Annotated in this window: 14 protein-coding genes and 1 pseudogene; 10 read left to right on the top strand and 5 right to left on the bottom strand. The window is 53.3% G+C overall.

The genetic code is table 11. The features are described from left to right. The 3 genes and pseudogenes from ACLD4F_RS17100 to citS all read right to left on the bottom strand — a co-directional run. Nucleotides 1–263, bottom strand: a pseudogene (locus ACLD4F_RS17100) (oxaloacetate decarboxylase); the annotation flags it as partial. A gap of 15 nt (nt 264–278) precedes the next feature. After that, nucleotides 279–518 carry an oxaloacetate decarboxylase subunit gamma gene (locus tag ACLD4F_RS17095; protein ID WP_001001155.1) on the bottom strand — a complete coding sequence of 80 codons (240 nt, stop codon included), beginning with the start codon at nt 516–518 and terminating at the stop codon, nt 279–281. Between the two features lie 158 nt (nt 519–676). Beyond that, the gene (gene citS, locus ACLD4F_RS17090; RefSeq protein ID WP_024797394.1) at nt 677–2,017 is read right to left on the bottom strand and encodes a citrate/sodium symporter CitS; all 1,341 of its coding nucleotides are present in this window, start codon (nt 2,015–2,017) and stop codon (nt 677–679) included. Nucleotides 2,018–2,261: 244 nt separating this feature from the next. On the opposite strand from citS, the gene citC reads away from it, so the two are divergent. The 7 genes from citC (at nt 2,262) to dapB (ending at nt 8,463) form a co-directional block, all read left to right on the top strand. Next, nucleotides 2,262–3,305 (top strand): [citrate (pro-3S)-lyase] ligase, encoded by a 1,044-nt coding sequence (gene citC, locus ACLD4F_RS17085; protein ID WP_076725975.1) that lies wholly within the window; start codon nt 2,262–2,264, stop codon nt 3,303–3,305. A gap of 29 nt (nt 3,306–3,334) precedes the next feature. After that, a complete protein-coding gene (gene citD / locus ACLD4F_RS17080) occupies nt 3,335–3,628 on the top strand; it encodes a citrate lyase acyl carrier protein (protein WP_000691461.1) in 294 nt (97 codons plus the stop codon). Further along, the gene (gene citE, locus ACLD4F_RS17075; protein WP_079981964.1) at nt 3,625–4,494 is read left to right on the top strand and encodes a citrate (pro-3S)-lyase subunit beta; all 870 of its coding nucleotides are present in this window, start codon (nt 3,625–3,627) and stop codon (nt 4,492–4,494) included. The genes citD and citE overlap by 4 nt, the downstream gene beginning before the upstream one ends. A gap of 10 nt (nt 4,495–4,504) precedes the next feature. After that, entirely contained in the window at nt 4,505–6,025 is a 1,521-nt protein-coding gene (gene citF / locus ACLD4F_RS17070) for a citrate lyase subunit alpha (RefSeq protein ID WP_023137177.1), read from the top strand. After that, nucleotides 6,025–6,576 (top strand): citrate lyase holo-[acyl-carrier protein] synthase, encoded by a 552-nt coding sequence (citX, locus tag ACLD4F_RS17065; protein WP_000679050.1) that lies wholly within the window; start codon nt 6,025–6,027, stop codon nt 6,574–6,576. Before citF ends, citX begins: the two co-directional genes overlap by 1 nt. After that, the gene (citG, locus tag ACLD4F_RS17060) at nt 6,554–7,462 is read left to right on the top strand and encodes a triphosphoribosyl-dephospho-CoA synthase CitG (RefSeq protein WP_076725979.1); all 909 of its coding nucleotides are present in this window, start codon (nt 6,554–6,556) and stop codon (nt 7,460–7,462) included. Before citX ends, citG begins: the two co-directional genes overlap by 23 nt. 179 nt (nt 7,463–7,641) lie before the next feature. After that, nucleotides 7,642–8,463 carry a 4-hydroxy-tetrahydrodipicolinate reductase gene (gene dapB, locus ACLD4F_RS17055; protein WP_079944735.1) on the top strand — a complete coding sequence of 274 codons (822 nt, stop codon included), beginning with the start codon at nt 7,642–7,644 and terminating at the stop codon, nt 8,461–8,463. A 127-nt stretch (nt 8,464–8,590) separates the two neighbouring features. Here the strand turns inward: dapB and ACLD4F_RS17050 are convergent, their stop codons facing one another. Next, entirely contained in the window at nt 8,591–8,866 is a 276-nt protein-coding gene (locus ACLD4F_RS17050) for a hypothetical protein (protein WP_217500362.1), read from the bottom strand. Between the two features lie 636 nt (nt 8,867–9,502). On the opposite strand from ACLD4F_RS17050, the gene carA reads away from it, so the two are divergent. From carA to caiF, 3 genes are all read left to right on the top strand, one after another. Further along, nucleotides 9,503–10,651, top strand: coding sequence for a glutamine-hydrolyzing carbamoyl-phosphate synthase small subunit (carA, locus tag ACLD4F_RS17045; protein ID WP_076725981.1), 1,149 nt, complete (start codon nt 9,503–9,505; stop codon nt 10,649–10,651). A gap of 15 nt (nt 10,652–10,666) precedes the next feature. Next, the gene (gene carB / locus ACLD4F_RS17040) at nt 10,667–13,894 is read left to right on the top strand and encodes a carbamoyl-phosphate synthase large subunit (protein ID WP_024797391.1); all 3,228 of its coding nucleotides are present in this window, start codon (nt 10,667–10,669) and stop codon (nt 13,892–13,894) included. 273 nt (nt 13,895–14,167) lie between these two features. After that, on the top strand, nt 14,168–14,563 hold the full coding sequence (gene caiF / locus ACLD4F_RS17035; protein WP_000333324.1) for a carnitine metabolism transcriptional regulator CaiF: 396 nt from the start codon (nt 14,168–14,170) through the stop codon (nt 14,561–14,563). A 76-nt stretch (nt 14,564–14,639) separates the two neighbouring features. Here the strand turns inward: caiF and caiE are convergent, their stop codons facing one another. Beyond that, nucleotides 14,640–15,236, bottom strand: coding sequence for a carnitine operon protein CaiE (caiE, locus tag ACLD4F_RS17030; RefSeq protein ID WP_411010950.1), 597 nt, complete (start codon nt 15,234–15,236; stop codon nt 14,640–14,642). Between the last annotated feature and the right edge of the window lie 32 nt (nt 15,237–15,268).

Genomic DNA, 15,268 nt, shown 5'->3' with positions numbered 1-15,268 from the left:
CCGAGCAGGTTCTGGCCGCGCAGCAGCATCTGCAGCGGGGTTTTGGGCATGGCTTTTTTGAGTTCGCGCAGGCGCAGCCAAGGGTCTTCGCCGAGAAAGCGGATACAGGCGTCAAAGGTGGCGCCGCCCCAGCATTCGAGGGAGCCGTAGCCCACGTCGTCGAGCTGAGCGGCAATCGGCAGCATATCGTCAAGACGCAGGCGGGTGGCGAACAGGGACTGGTGGGCGTCACGCAGGACGACATCGGTAATGGCAATAGTCATGGATCCCTCCGGGAATTAAGCGTTAAGGCGGTGATGGTGAATGGCGGCGGCAATCACCGGCTTTAAGCGGGTGAAGTCGTCCACGACGGGAACGGCGCGCGGTGCGGGCGCGGCGACGGGTTCCGGGAAGAAGCGAGTAATCACGGCAGACATGCCGCGAATGGCAAAGATGAGCAGGAACAGAAAGCTCAGTACGAACCCCATCCCTAAAAACATCAGGGTGAAACCTTCACCCAGTAGTACAGCTTCATTCATGAATCATTTTCCATAATGAGAGGCACGACGGTGGCCTTGACGACAACCTTCCTGGTGAATCCGGCTAAGGAGTAGAGTGGATTTCCCTTGGCCACCTCTGGCTTTGGCCTCTACTTTTCTCCAGGTCATTTGCGGCAAAGACACCGCCGTGCGTTTTTTTACACCATCATGCTGAACACGATGCTGGCGATAACCAGCACAATACCGCCGCCCAGACGAGAGGAAATTTGTGCATATGAAATGAGATTCATACGGTTACAGGCGGAGAGCACTTCCAGATCGCCGGAGCCGCCGCGGTTGGCCATACAAAGACCCGCAGTAATGGATGATTCAATCGGGTAGAAGCCAATCAACCAGCCCCCGATAGCTGCGCCAACGACTGCGCCGACCACGATGATCGCGGCGATAACGACGTTCGCGAACGTCAGGGCATCGATGATCTCTTGCAGATCGGTGTAGCAAACACCTACACCTACCATCAGCACCCACAGCAGTTGTTTGGAGAAGAAGTCAGAAAGACGTTTCGCCCCGGCTTTAATTTCCGGTGAGCAAAGACCTGATGCGTTCAGCGCAGCAACAATCAGAACCATCCAGGCGAAGTAGTGAATAGAGACGCCGCCGATGCTTGGCAGAATTTTCTTGGCAACAACATAGGCCAGCAGGAAGCAAGTGGTGGATAACACCATGCCAACCGCCGTTTCACGATGGGTAATCTGACCGGCCTTTTCATCATCTTCGGTTTTGAAGGAAGCCTTACGAACCAACTCACCTTCACCGCTAAGCCAGGTGTATTTTTTGCCTATCATATCGAGGAGGGCGGCGAAAATAATGGCGAAGATATTCGCAATGGTCAGAATGGCGATAGCCGTTGAGTAGTACTCTTCGCGAGAACGTCCGGTAACCGAGTGATAAATTTCAGACAGAGGCACGGCGCCCGCGCCGTTACCACCGCCCATAATCGGCAGAACGTACAGCATCATGATACGGTCGACCGGGATACCGAAGCACAGACCAATGACGATACCGAAAAGGGACGCGCCGACAATCCCGGCGAGGATGGTTGGGATATAGCCCAGCAGTGATTTTAATAGCAGCTTACGGTTTACCGACAGGATAGCGCCTGTGATCAACACCGCGATAAACAGGTTAAGGAAGTTGCTTTTATCCATTACGTTGCTGATCGCATCAATTTCTTTCTGCGTAAATATGCCAGCATAGACAAAATAAGCTGCAACCAGAAATATCATAACCGGTGCGCCGCCAATATATTTATTGAAGATCGGTAAACGTTTGCCGATTTCACCAAAAATGGCCCCCATCACAAACATAAGGGCAAAACCACCGACTAAGTCAGTAGGTATAGCATTATAAAAATGAGAAAGTAATAAAGTAATTAATGCAAAAGCATAAAGCGGTAGCGGCATACCAAAGATTTTGAATCTGAGTAAATCGCTAGCCCCCTTTCTCTCCGTAGCCGAAGCCTGGGTCATGTTGGTCATAAACATTTTCCTGTGTATTGATGGGTAACAAGACCTGCGCATACTAATAAATTCAATGAACCGTGAGATGTGACTATCTTCACTGAATGGTTGTGTTTTTAATTAATTTAATTGTTTTTATTAACTCTGATTAATTAAGGAAATAAAAACTATAAAGGTCATAAAGGCAGCGGGGAAAGTGTGATGTCTATTCCAGACGAATAATATAAACACTGGCGAAATATGCGGCGTTATTTGCTGACGGATGCTGAATAGAGTGAATCTGATATTTAAACGCATTTATTTGCAAAAGGATGTATTGCGTCGCGAGTCGGTCGCCATGTTTCTGGAGGGCGAGGGACTCGCCCTGGAAGACGATTGTGAAATCGCGGTATGCGCATATTGGCGGGGTGAGATAGTCGGGTGCGGTTCTCTGGCCGGGAACGTACTGAAATGCATCGCCGTTTCCCCGGTTTTACAAGGGGAAGGGCTCAGCCTCAAACTGCTGACTGAGTTGCTTACATTGGCCTACGAGTTAAACCGCAGCGAGCTTTTCCTGTTCACTAAGCCGCAAAATCGGTTGCTGTTTTCTGGCGCGGGGTTTTGGCCCATTGCGCAGGCAGGTCAGCTGGCGGTGTTAATGGAGAACAGCAGTGAACGGTTAGCGCGCTTTTGTCGCCAACTGGCGCTTTATCGTCAACCGGGAAAAACGATCGGCGCCATCGTCATGAACGCCAATCCGTTTACATTGGGCCACCGTTATCTGGTGGAGCAAGCGGCTGCGGCCTGTGACTGGTTGCATCTGTTTGTGGTCAAAGAAGATGCTTCATTTTTTTCCTATACCGACCGTTGGGCGCTGATCGAACAAGGAATCGCGGGTATTGACAATGTCACGCTGCATTCCGGCTCCGCTTATATGATCTCGCGTGCGACGTTTCCCGGCTATTTCCTCAAAGAAAAAGGGGTTGTGGACGACTGCCATTGCCAGATCGATCTGCAACTCTTCCGTGAACATCTGGCTCCAGCGCTGGGGATTACCCATCGTTTTGTCGGCAGTGAACCGTTTTGTCCTCTGACCTGTGCCTATAACCAGCGAATGCACGACATTTTACACGATCCGAAGCGCAGCGGCCCGGTTATTGAGGTCGTCGAGCTGGCGCGGGTGGAGAAAAACGGCACGGCTATTTCCGCCTCTCGCGTCAGAAAACTGTATACCGAACGTAATTGGCCGGCGCTAAGTGCGCTGGTGCCTGCTGGTACCCTGGCATATCTGCAGCGGCATGCCGCCAGACACACTGAAACCATATGACGTAACACCGTTAACAAGGAACATAACTAATGAAAATCATTAAAGATGCCCTGGCAGGCACGCTGGAATCCAGCGATGTGATGATCAGGATAGGTCCATCCAGCGAGCCAGGAATTCGGCTGGAGCTAGAGAGTCTGGTGAAGCAGCAGTTTGGCGCGGCGATTGAGCAGGTGGTTCGGGAAACGCTGGCGAAGCTGGGCGTTGAACGCGCGCTGGTTAGCGTCGATGACAAAGGCGCACTGGAGTGTATTTTACGCGCCCGAGTGCAGGCGGCGGCGTTACGCGCTGCAGAACAAACGGAAATTCAATGGAGTGCGTTATGAGACCTCGTCGCAGTATGTTGTTTATCCCCGGCGCAAATGCGGCCATGTTGAGCACCTCGTTTGTCTATGGTGCGGACGCGGTGATGTTCGACTTAGAAGACGCCGTAGCGTTACGTGAGAAAGATACCGCCCGTCTTTTGGTTCATCACGCGCTTCAACATCCGTTCTATCAGGATGTTGAAAAAGTGGTGCGCATTAATCCACTGAACACGCCGTTTGGTCTGGCCGATCTTGAGGCCGTCGTGCGTGGTGGCGCGGATATTGTGCGTCTGCCGAAAACCGACAGCAAAAACGATGTGCTGGAGCTGGAAGCGCAGGTCGAACGGATCGAACGTGAATGTGGACGTGAGGTCGGCAGTACCAGGCTGATGGCGGCGATCGAATCAGCGAAAGGCGTGGTCAATGCCCTCGACATCGCCACCTCCAGCCCGCGCATGGTGGCAATTGCGCTGGCGGCATTTGATTACGTGATGGATATGGGCACCTGCCGGGGCGATGGCACCGAGCTGTTCTACGCCCGCTGCGCAGTGCTGCATGCGGCGCGCGTTGCGGGTATTGCCGCCTATGATGTCGTTTGGTCGGATATCAATAATGAAGAAGGCTTCCTGAAGGAAGTGCAGTTGGCGAAAGGGCTTGGTTTTAACGGTAAGTCCTTAGTGAACCCACGTCAGATTGAGCTGTTACATCAGGCTTATTCTCCGACACGTAAAGAAGTTGAGCATGCGTATGAGGTGATTGCCGCCGCTGAAGAGGCTGAGTCTCGCGGTCTGGGCGTCGTTTCACTCAACGGCAAAATGATTGACGGCCCGATTATCGACCACGCGCGCAAAGTGGTGGCGCTGTCGGCTTCCGGTATTCGTGATTAAGGAAGGAACCATGAAAGAGACTGTAACCATGCTCAACCAGCAATATGTCGTACCGGAAGGATTACAGCCCTACCAGGGGGTAACAGCGAACAGCCCGTGGCTTGCCTGTGAAACGGAAAAGCGTCGGCGTAAAATTTGTGACTCGCTTGAAGAGGCTATCCGTCGTTCCGGGCTTAAAAATGGCATGACGATATCCTTCCACCATGCGTTTCGTGGTGGCGACAAAGTTGTCAATATGGTGATGGCGAAGCTGGCGGAAATGGGATTCCGCGATCTGACGCTTGCCTCCAGCTCATTAATTGATGCCCACTGGCCGCTTATCGAACACATTAAAAATGGCGTGGTGCGGCAGATCTACACCTCCGGGCTGCGCGGCAAGTTAGGGGAAGAGATCTCCGCTGGCCTGATGGAAAACCCGGTACAGATCCACTCTCACGGCGGCCGCGTAAAACTGATTCAGAGCGGTGAGCTGAATATTGATGTCGCTTTCCTCGGCGTGCCGTGCTGCGACGAATTTGGTAATGCGAACGGTTTTAGCGGCAAGTCACGCTGCGGCTCTTTGGGGTATGCGCAGGTTGATGCGCAGTACGCTAAATGTGTGGTGCTCCTGACTGAAGAGTGGGTCGAGTTCCCCAATTATCCGGCCAGTATCGCGCAGGATCAGGTTGATTTGATCGTGCAGGTGGATGAGGTAGGGGATCCGGAAAAAATCACTGCGGGCGCGATTCGTCTGTCCAGCAACCCGCGTGAACTGTTGATCGCCCGACAGGCGGCCAATGTAATCGAACACTCAGGTTATTTTTGTGATGGTTTCTCGCTGCAAACCGGCACCGGTGGCGCATCTCTGGCGGTCACCCGTTTCCTGGAAGACAAAATGCGTCGCCACAACATTACGGCGAGTTTTGGCCTGGGTGGGATCACCGGCACCATGGTGGATCTGCATGAGAAAGGGTTGATCAAAGCGCTGCTGGATACGCAATCATTCGATGGCGATGCAGCCCGTTCGCTGGCGCAGAATCCACATCATATTGAAATCTCAACCAATCAATACGCGAACCCCGCCTCTAAAGGCGCGGCATGCGAACGCCTGAATGTGGTGATGCTGAGCGCACTGGAAATTGACGTGAATTTCAACGTTAACGTGATGACCGGTTCAAACGGCGTACTGCGTGGCGCATCGGGCGGCCATAGCGATACGGCAGCAGGGGCCGATCTCACCATTATTACCGCACCGCTGGTCCGTGGCCGAATCCCATGCGTGGTGGAAAAAGTGCTGACTACCGTCACGCCTGGGGCAAGTGTTGATGTGCTGGTTACCGACCATGGTATTGCGGTGAACCCTGCGCGTCAGGATCTGCTTGATAACCTGCGTGCTGCGGGTGTGGCGCTGATGACCATCGAACAACTGCAACAGCGCGCTGAGCAACTGACCGGTAAACCGCAGCCGATTGAGTTTACCGATCGGGTGGTGGCTGTGGTGCGTTATCGCGACGGTTCAGTGATTGACGTGATTCGCCAGGTTAAAGGCTGATGAAGGGCACAGACCTGCTGTACCAGGGCCAGGCAGTTACGCTGGAGGAGATGCTACAAGCGCGCGATAAACGTGCCGCCAGGCAGCGTCAGGCGTTGAACTGCTATCGGCTACCGTTGATTTCCCTCACGCTGGTTGCACCGGGCGCCGTTAAAAACTCAGCGGTCTGGCGGCGTGTCGCCGATTATGCAATTGCCGAAATACTGGCGCTTTGCGAACAGAAGGAGTGGGTCAACGTCTGGGAAATGCAGGTAAATGAACGCAGCGGCCCGGAATGGATGGCAGCGGTCTGTGCGCCGGCAATGGCGTTGAAACAGCACATGTCGACACTAGAGATGAGCCATCCGTTAGGGCGGCTTTGGGACATCGACATTATTGATAGCGACGGTAAGTCGCTATCACGCCGTGAACTCGGGCATCCTGCCCGGCCATGTTTGATATGCCAGCAGGATGCTCATCTCTGTGCCCGGGGCAAGCATCACACCCTTGACCTTTTGTTGGATGAAATTGCACGAAGGATTGAATGCTATGAACGTGAGCGTTGTGACTGAACGGCGTACGCCAGCGTACTCATCGCTGGCGGCTGGCGAACTTAATGGGTTGGTTGCAAGAGCGCTGCTGACGGAAGCCAGGCTGACACCAAAACCCGGTCTGGTCGATATTCGTAATTCGGGAGCGCATAGGGATATGGATCTGGCGGCATTTGAACGTAGCACTACCGCCATTGCTCCGTGGATGGAAAAGTTTTTTATCATGGGCAACAACACGGCGGCGCTGGCGGCAGAAAATGTCCTGGTGATGCTGCGTCCGCTGGGGATGGCCTGTGAGAACGATATGCTACAGGCGACCAATGGTGTGAATACCCATCGCGGGGCGATTTTCGCTTTTGGCCTGCTGAGCGCAGCGATTGGCCGACTTCTCGCGCGGGGAGAACCGTTGGAGCAAAATCGTATCTGCGACCAGGTTGCCCGCCTGAGTCGGAATATTGTTGCCCACGAGCTCTCAGCAAAAAAAGCGGGAAAACTGACAAAGAGTGAAACCCATTTCCAGTGCTATGGCCTGTCGGGCGCGCGGGGAGAAGCGGAAAGCGGTTTTCGAACCGTCAGAACGCAGGCTTTGCCGGTGTTTAACCGGGTCGTGCAGGAGCATGACGATACCCATCTTGCCCTGCTGCAAACATTGTTGCATCTGATGGCGTGGAATGATGATACCAATCTGGTGTCACGGGGAGGCCTGGAAGGGCTTTACTACGTGCAGCAGCAGGCACAAAAATTGTTGTGGCAAGGAGGCGTATTGGCTGAGGGGGGCATTGAAGCGATGCAGTCCCTCGATGATGAACTCATCCTGCGTAACTTAAGCCCTGGCGGTAGCGCGGATTTACTGGCAGTGACCTGGTTTTTAAGTCATTTTCCTGCCGGTTCCCTCTATCCTGAGTAAGTTTCTCTTCTTTCATTCTCTCCAGCAATGATTCATCCTGCGGGATGAATCATGTCTTTTACTGATATCGCTCCCTGTTTATCATTAATTTCTAATTATCGGCGATTTTAGATGGCGGCCTCCGGGCGCGCTGGTTACTCTGAAAACGGTTTACGCAATTTTTACAAAAGAGAATAGCTATGCATGAAGCACAAATCCGCGTCGCCATTGCCGGCGCCGGTGGCCGCATGGGGCGGCAGTTAATCCAGGCCGCCATGGCGATGGAAGGTGTTCAGCTGGGTGCCGCGCTGGAGCGCGAAGGCTCTTCCTTGCTGGGCAGCGATGCTGGCGAACTGGCAGGGGCGGGAAAGTCCGGCGTGACCGTTCAAAGCAGCCTTGAGGCGGTAAAAGATGATTTTGACGTTTTCATCGATTTTACCCGTCCGGAAGGCACGTTGACGCATCTGGCGTTTTGCCGCCAGCATGGTAAAGGGATGGTGATTGGTACTACCGGCTTTGACGACGCCGGTAAACAGGCCATTCGCGAGGCGTCGCAAGAGATTGCGATCGTTTTCGCTGCAAACTTTAGCGTCGGCGTTAACGTCATGCTCAAGCTGCTGGAGAAAGCCGCGAAGGTAATGGGCGACTATAGCGATATTGAAATTATTGAAGCGCACCACCGCCATAAAGTGGATGCACCGTCGGGTACGGCGCTGGCAATGGGCGAGGCAATCGCCGGGGCGCTGGATAAAGATCTGAAGGACTGCGCGGTCTACTCGCGTGAAGGTTATACCGGCGAGCGCGTACCGGGAACGATTGGCTTTGCAACCGTTCGGGCGGGCGACATCGTCGGCGAACATACCGCGATGTTTGCCGATATTGGCGAGCGCGTAGAGATTACGCATAAAGCTTCCAGCCGCATGACGTTTGCAAATGGCGCGTTGCGAGCGGCGTTATGGCTAAAAACGAAGAAAAATGGGCTATTTGACATGCGGGATGTGCTGGGGCTGGATGTATTATAGCGACTAAATACCTTCGTGATGTGGTTGTGGTAATCAAGATTAATTGATTACAAAGGGCAATATATTATTGCCCTTTTGTTTTTTTGCCCCCCGGTTATTCGGCCAGATAAATAACGCCTTTCACCATTCATGTTTCGACAGTTTCTTCGCCCACGACATGTTCTGACGTTGTTTTCGCGTTAAGAATAGTCAGTTTAAAGACATCCGGGCCAACGGCATCCATTTGCGTGACGTAATTGCCATTACGATAAATGCGGTTAATTGGCCCTTCAGGCGCATCGGTACGGGTCATTACGTTCAACGGGAAAAAATTACTGCCTGAACTGACGTCACTCATATTCAGCCGCAGTGGCTTACCGTATGCAAAATGCACCTCGACCAGACTGATAAGACTGATATCCATCGGGGGGAGTGCTGTTCCACGGGGGGCATTTTATCTCTTTTGCTTCAATAGGTTAGCTTTTTTATGCTGTAGTGAGGCTGGTTGTGGTCCAGTCGTATGCGCTAGTCTTAAAGAAAAAGAGGTTAAACCTTTATATAGCGATTTTAATTCTCATCACATTATCTTAATTTGCTGTTTTTGTTGGTTTTTTGATATGTTTGATTTGTTTTTTATTTTTTTAATGATTTGATTTTTAAAGTATTTTTGTTGTTAAGTTGATTAATTTCGAATTTTTATTCATTTAATAACATTAATGGTTATTAAATGAATTTTTATCGTTATTTTTTGTTGTTTTAATGTGAAATTTGACCATTTGGTCCACTTTTTATCATGCCAGCCACTTTTTTGCGAACTCAAGGAAGCGCAAGCGTTTTCTATCGTCACTTAGTTGATCTTTTTGCCTCTTAAACAGAATAACTTCCTTATAATGTGCAAAATAACATAAAAAATACCCTCTTTAAGTTGACTTTTATCCGGCTTAACTTCAGAATGCCGCCGTTTGCCAGAAATCCACGGGTAAGCAAATTTGCATTGCTTCATACTGACTGAATGAATTAATATGCAAATAAAGTGAGTGAATATTCTCTGGAGGGTGTTTTGATTAAGTCAGCGCTATTGGTTCTGGAAGACGGAACCCAGTTTCACGGTCGGGCCATTGGGGCAACGGGTTCGGCGGTTGGGGAAGTCGTTTTCAATACTTCAATGACCGGTTATCAAGAAATCCTCACTGATCCTTCCTATTCCCGCCAAATCGTCACTCTTACTTATCCCCATATTGGTAATGTCGGCACCAATGAAGCCGATGAAGAATCCTCTCAGGTTCATGCGCAAGGTTTAGTGATTCGCGATCTGCCGTTGATTGCCAGCAACTTCCGTAACACCGAAGACCTCTCTTCTTACCTCAAACGGCATAACATTGTGGCGATTGCTGATATCGATACCCGCAAGCTGACCCGACTGCTGCGTGAGAAAGGCGCACAGAACGGCTGCATCATTGCAGGCGATAGCCCGGATGCGAAGCTGGCGCTGGAAAAAGCGAAAGCATTTCCTGGATTGAACGGTATGGATCTGGCGAAAGAAGTGACCACGGCGGAAACTTACCGCTGGACGCAGGGTAGCTGGACGCTGAAAGACGGTTTACCGGAAGCGAAGTCTGAGGATGACCTGCCGTTCCACGTGGTGGCCTACGATTTTGGCGCCAAGCGCAACATCCTGCGTATGCTGGTGGATCGCGGCTGCCGCCTGACGGTGGTGCCAGCGCAGACCTCTGCTGAAGAGGTGCTGAAAATGAACCCGGACGGCATCTTCCTGTCGAACGGCCCTGGCGACCCGGCGCCGTGCGACTACGCCATCGAGGCGATTAAGAAATTCCTCCAGACCGACATTCCGCTATTTGGCATCTGCCTCGGCCATCAGCTGCTGGCGCTGGCGAGCGGTGCGAAGACCGTTAAGATGAAGTTCGGCCATCACGGCGGCAACCATCCGGTAAAAGATATGGACAGAAACGTGGTGATGATCACCGCGCAGAACCACGGCTTTGCGGTGGATGAAGACTCGCTGCCAGCCAACCTGCGCGTGACCCACAAGTCGCTGTTCGACGGCACCCTGCAGGGCATTCACCGTACCGATAAACCGGCGTTCAGCTTCCAGGGCCACCCGGAGGCCAGCCCCGGCCCGCACGATGCGGCGCCGCTGTTCGACCACTTTATCGAGTTGATCAAGCACTACCGTTCTTTAGCCAAATAATCAGGAGCCAACAAAATGCCAAAACGTACAGATATAAAAAGCATCCTGATTCTGGGCGCGGGCCCGATTGTTATCGGTCAGGCGTGTGAGTTTGACTACTCCGGCGCTCAGGCGTGTAAAGCGCTGCGCGAAGAGGGTTACCGCGTCATTCTGGTGAACTCCAACCCGGCCACCATCATGACCGACCCGGAAATGGCCGATGCCACCTACATCGAGCCGATTCACTGGGAAGTGGTGCGCAAAATCATTGAAAAAGAGCGTCCGGATGCGGTGCTGCCGACCATGGGCGGCCAGACGGCGCTGAACTGCGCGCTGGAGCTGGAGCGGCAGGGCGTGCTCGAAGAGTTCGGCGTCACCATGATTGGTGCCACCGCCGACGCCATTGATAAAGCCGAAGACCGTCGTCGCTTCGATATCGCGATGAAGAAAATTGGTCTCGACACCGCGCGTTCCGGTATCGCGCACACTATGGAAGAAGCGCTGGCGGTTGCCGCTGACGTGGGCTTCCCGTGCATTATTCGTCCGTCCTTTACCATGGGTGGCACCGGCGGCGGTATCGCTTACAACCGTGAAGAGTTCGAAGAAATCTGCGAACGCGGTCTGGACCTCTCGCCAACCAACGAGCTGCTGATTGATGAATCGCTGATCGGCTGGAAAGAGTACGAGATGGAAGTAGTGCGTGATAAAAACGACAACTGCATCATCGTCTGCTCCATCGAAAACTTCGATGCGATGGGCATCCATACCGGCGACTCCATCACCGTGGCCCCGGCACAGACGCTGACCGACAAAGAATATCAAATCATGCGTAACGCCTCGATGGCGGTACTGCGTGAAATCGGCGTCGAAACCGGCGGTTCTAACGTCCAGTTCGCAGTGAACCCGAAAAACGGTCGTCTGATCGTTATCGAAATGAACCCGCGCGTATCCCGCTCCTCGGCGCTGGCGTCGAAAGCCACCGGTTTCCCGATTGCCAAGGTAGCCGCCAAACTGGCGGTGGGTTATACCCTCGACGAGCTGATGAACGACATCACCGGTGGCCGTACGCCGGCGTCGTTTGAGCCGTCTATTGACTACGTTGTCACCAAAATTCCGCGCTTTAACTTTGAGAAATTCGCCGGTGCTAACGACCGTCTGACCACCCAGATGAAATCGGTCGGGGAAGTGATGGCGATTGGTCGCACGCAGCAGGAATCCCTGCAGAAAGCGCTGCGTGGCCTGGAAGTGGGCGCCACCGGTTTCGACCCGAAAGTCAGCCTCGACGACCCGGAAGCGCTGACCAAAATCCGCCGCGAGCTGAAAGATGCGGGCGCTGATCGTATCTGGTACATCGCCGATGCTTTCCGCGCAGGCTTGTCTGTGGATGGCGTGTTCAACCTGACCAACATTGACCGCTGGTTCCTGGTGCAAATTGAAGAGCTGGTGCGTCTGGAAGAGAAAGTTGCTGAAGTCGGGATTACTGGTCTCAACGCCGACTTCCTGCGTCAGCTCAAGCGTAAAGGTTTTGCCGATGCGCGTCTGGCGAAACTGGCGGGCGTGCGTGAAGCGGAAATCCGCAAGCTGCGTGACCAGTATGACCTGCATCCGGTCTACAAGCGTGTGGATACCTGCGCGGCGGAATTCGCCACCGATACCGCCTACATGTACTCCACTTATGAAGATGAGTGCGAAGCGAACCCGTCCGTTGATCGCGACAAAATCATGGTCCTCGGCGGTGGCCCGAACCGTATCGGCCAGGGCATTGAGTTTGACTACTGCTGCGTCCATGCCTCGCTGGCGCTGCGCGAAGACGGTTACGAGACCATCATGGTCAACTGTAACCCGGAAACCGTCTCCACCGACTACGACACTTCCGACCGTCTGTACTTCGAGCCGGTGACGCTGGAAGACGTGCTGGAAATCGTGCGTATCGAGAAGCCGAAAGGCGTGATTGTACAGTATGGTGGCCAGACGCCGCTGAAGCTGGCGCGCGCGCTGGAAGCGGCAGGCGTGCCGGTTATCGGCACCAGCCCGGACGCCATCGACCGCGCGGAAGACCGCGAGCGCTTCCAGCATGCGGTTGACCGTCTGAAGCTGAAGCAACCGGCCAACGCCACCGTCACCGCCATTGAACAGGCTGTCGAAAAAGCGAAAGAGATCGGCTACCCGCTGGTGGTACGTCCTTCTTACGTGCTGGGCGGTCGGGCGATGGAAATTGTCTATGACGAAGCCGACCTGCGTCGCTACTTCCAGACGGCGGTCAGCGTCTCTAACGATGCGCCGGTACTGCTGGACCGCTTCCTTGATGACGCGGTTGAAGTGGACGTGGACGCTATCTGCGACGGCGAAATGGTGCTGATTGGCGGCATCATGGAACACATCGAGCAGGCTGGCGTACACTCCGGCGACTCCGCCTGTTCCCTGCCGGCCTACACGCTGAGCCAGGAAATTCAGGACGTGATGCGCCAGCAGGTGCAGAAGCTGGCTTTCGAGTTGCAGGTGCGCGGCCTGATGAACGTACAGTTTGCGGTCAAGGACAACGAAGTCTACCTGATTGAGGTCAACCCGCGCGCGGCGCGTACCGTACCGTTTGTCTCCAAAGCCACCGGCGTACCGCTGGCGAAAGTGGCGGCGCGCGTGATGGCCGGTAAATCGCTGACCGAGCAGGGCGTGACCCAAGAAATTATCCCGCCGTACTACTCGGTGAAAGAAGTGGTGCTGCCGTTCAACAAATTCCCCGGCGTTGACCCGCTGTTAGGGCCAGAAATGCGCTCCACCGGGGAAGTGATGGGCGTGGGCCGTACCTTCGCGGAAGCGTTCGCCAAGGCACAATTGGGCAGTAGCTCCACCATGAAGAAACAGGGCCGTGCGCTGCTCTCCGTTCGCGAAGGCGACAAAGAGCGCGTGGTGGATCTCGCCGCTAAGCTGCTGAAACAGGGCTTTGAGCTGGATGCCACCCACGGTACGGCGATTGTGCTGGGTGAAGCTGGTATCAACCCGCGTCTGGTGAACAAGGTGCACGAAGGTCGTCCGCACATTCAGGACCGCATCAAGAATGGCGAATACACCTATATCATCAATACCACCGCAGGCCGCCGCGCGATTGAAGACTCCAGGGTGATTCGTCGTAGCGCGCTGCAGTATAAAGTGCATTATGACACCACGCTGAACGGCGGTTTTGCCACGACGATGGCGCTCAATGCCGATGCCACCGAGAAGGTAACCTCGGTGCAGGAGATGCACGCGCAGATCAAAAAGTCGTAAACAAAGGGTTCGGTGGATATTGCTCTAACCGGACCTGTAATATAATTCTGAAAGGGTTTCTGTAAAGAAACCCTTTTTTTATCTTGCGTAAGGTCATTCCTGGAGAAGTCCGTTTCCGTAACCACATTTTCTATGTAATAAGCACGATATTGCTCACACTAATCAATATTTAAGTCGCATACTATCTTTCATATCCACAATTTTAATATGGCTTAGTTTTTATTAGTTTGGACAGGCCGTAGCCAGATTTTTAATTTGTGAAATGGTGTGTTTATGTGTGAAAAATATGTTGAAAGACCGCTTTATTTGTTAATTGCTGACTGGATGATGGCAGAGAACCGATGGATCACGGCCAGGGAGATTTCCCGTCAATTTGATATTGAACACTGCAAAGCAATTAATACGCTCTCCTATATTCTGTCAGAAGTGGGGGAAATTGTTTGTGAAGTGAAGATGATCCCTAACCAGATTGCAGGACGAGGCTGTCAGTGCCAGCGTCTGGTGAAAGTCGTGAGTATCGACTCTCAACTCTATCGCCGATTGAATCATAATTTGCAGGAAAGAAAAGTGAGCGTGGCGAAAGCGCCGCGACTGTCTGCCGTTCCCCCCACAGAGCTAAACCGTGAGCAGAAATGGCAGATGATGCTCTCCAAGAGTATGCGTCGCTAATTGTCTGTTTACCTGCTGGCGGGGTAAACGGTAATTGACGCGTAGGCCGGATAAGCGTGAGCGCATCCGGCATCAATTACTGTGCTGATTTTGGCTTCACGTCCGTCGTGCCTTTCAGGCGCGGCCGGTGTTCTTCGACCTGCGTTAACGGCTTCGTTTCAGATAAACCCGTTCGACAACGGATCGCAAGATCCTGATATTCTTTGGTATTGAGGCGTTTCCAGTGCAGCTCCTGGTCCGTAACCTGGCGTAGTACGCGCGCCGGTGATCCCACCAGCAGTTGCCTTGCCTCACCCTGAAATCCGGCTTTGACAAAACTCATGGCGGCGACAATGCTCTCTTCGCCAATCACTGCGCCGTCCATAATGACGCTATTCATGCCGACCAGGGCATCCCGTCCCACCACGCAGCCATGTAGAATAGCGCCGTGGCCGATATGGCCGTTTTCATGCACGATGGTATCGGTATCGCAGTAGCCATGCATAATGCAGCCATCCTGCAGATTAGAGCCTGCCTCCAGGATCAGGCGACCATAATCCCCACGCAATGACGCGAGTGGGCCAATATAAACACCGGCGCCCACGATGACATCGCCAATCAGCACGGCGCTGGGATGGACAAACGCGTCCGGATGCACCACCGGGATCAGTCCTTCAAAGGCGTAATAGCTCATAGTTGTACCTCGGTTTTTTTGCCGGATGGCGG

Origin of the sequence: Salmonella sp. 741265050_HSA, assembly GCF_046569445.1 — a bacterium.
GTDB lineage: Bacteria > Pseudomonadota > Gammaproteobacteria > Enterobacterales > Enterobacteriaceae > Salmonella > Salmonella enterica.
Note: the sequence above shows the minus strand (reverse complement) of the source record. Positions and strands in the feature narration are given on the sequence as shown.

Excerpts from the sequence above, each read along its gene's own strand:
- ACLD4F_RS17095 (WP_001001155.1), bottom strand. The coding sequence starts at position 518 with ATGAATGAAGCTGTACTACTGGGTGAAGGTTTCACCCTGATGTTTTTA.
- citS (WP_024797394.1), bottom strand. The coding sequence starts at position 2,017 with ATGACCAACATGACCCAGGCTTCGGCTACGGAGAGAAAGGGGGCTAGC.
- citC (WP_076725975.1), top strand. The coding sequence starts at position 2,262 with ATGCTGAATAGAGTGAATCTGATATTTAAACGCATTTATTTGCAAAAG.
- citD (WP_000691461.1), top strand. The coding sequence starts at position 3,335 with ATGAAAATCATTAAAGATGCCCTGGCAGGCACGCTGGAATCCAGCGAT.
- citE (WP_079981964.1), top strand. The coding sequence starts at position 3,625 with ATGAGACCTCGTCGCAGTATGTTGTTTATCCCCGGCGCAAATGCGGCC.
- citF (WP_023137177.1), top strand. The coding sequence starts at position 4,505 with ATGAAAGAGACTGTAACCATGCTCAACCAGCAATATGTCGTACCGGAA.
- citX (WP_000679050.1), top strand. The coding sequence starts at position 6,025 with ATGAAGGGCACAGACCTGCTGTACCAGGGCCAGGCAGTTACGCTGGAG.
- citG (WP_076725979.1), top strand. The coding sequence starts at position 6,554 with ATGAACGTGAGCGTTGTGACTGAACGGCGTACGCCAGCGTACTCATCG.
- dapB (WP_079944735.1), top strand. The coding sequence starts at position 7,642 with ATGCATGAAGCACAAATCCGCGTCGCCATTGCCGGCGCCGGTGGCCGC.
- ACLD4F_RS17050 (WP_217500362.1), bottom strand. The coding sequence starts at position 8,866 with ATGGATATCAGTCTTATCAGTCTGGTCGAGGTGCATTTTGCATACGGT.
- carB (WP_024797391.1), top strand. The coding sequence starts at position 10,667 with ATGCCAAAACGTACAGATATAAAAAGCATCCTGATTCTGGGCGCGGGC.
- caiF (WP_000333324.1), top strand. The coding sequence starts at position 14,168 with ATGTGTGAAAAATATGTTGAAAGACCGCTTTATTTGTTAATTGCTGAC.
- caiE (WP_411010950.1), bottom strand. The coding sequence starts at position 15,236 with ATGAGCTATTACGCCTTTGAAGGACTGATCCCGGTGGTGCATCCGGAC.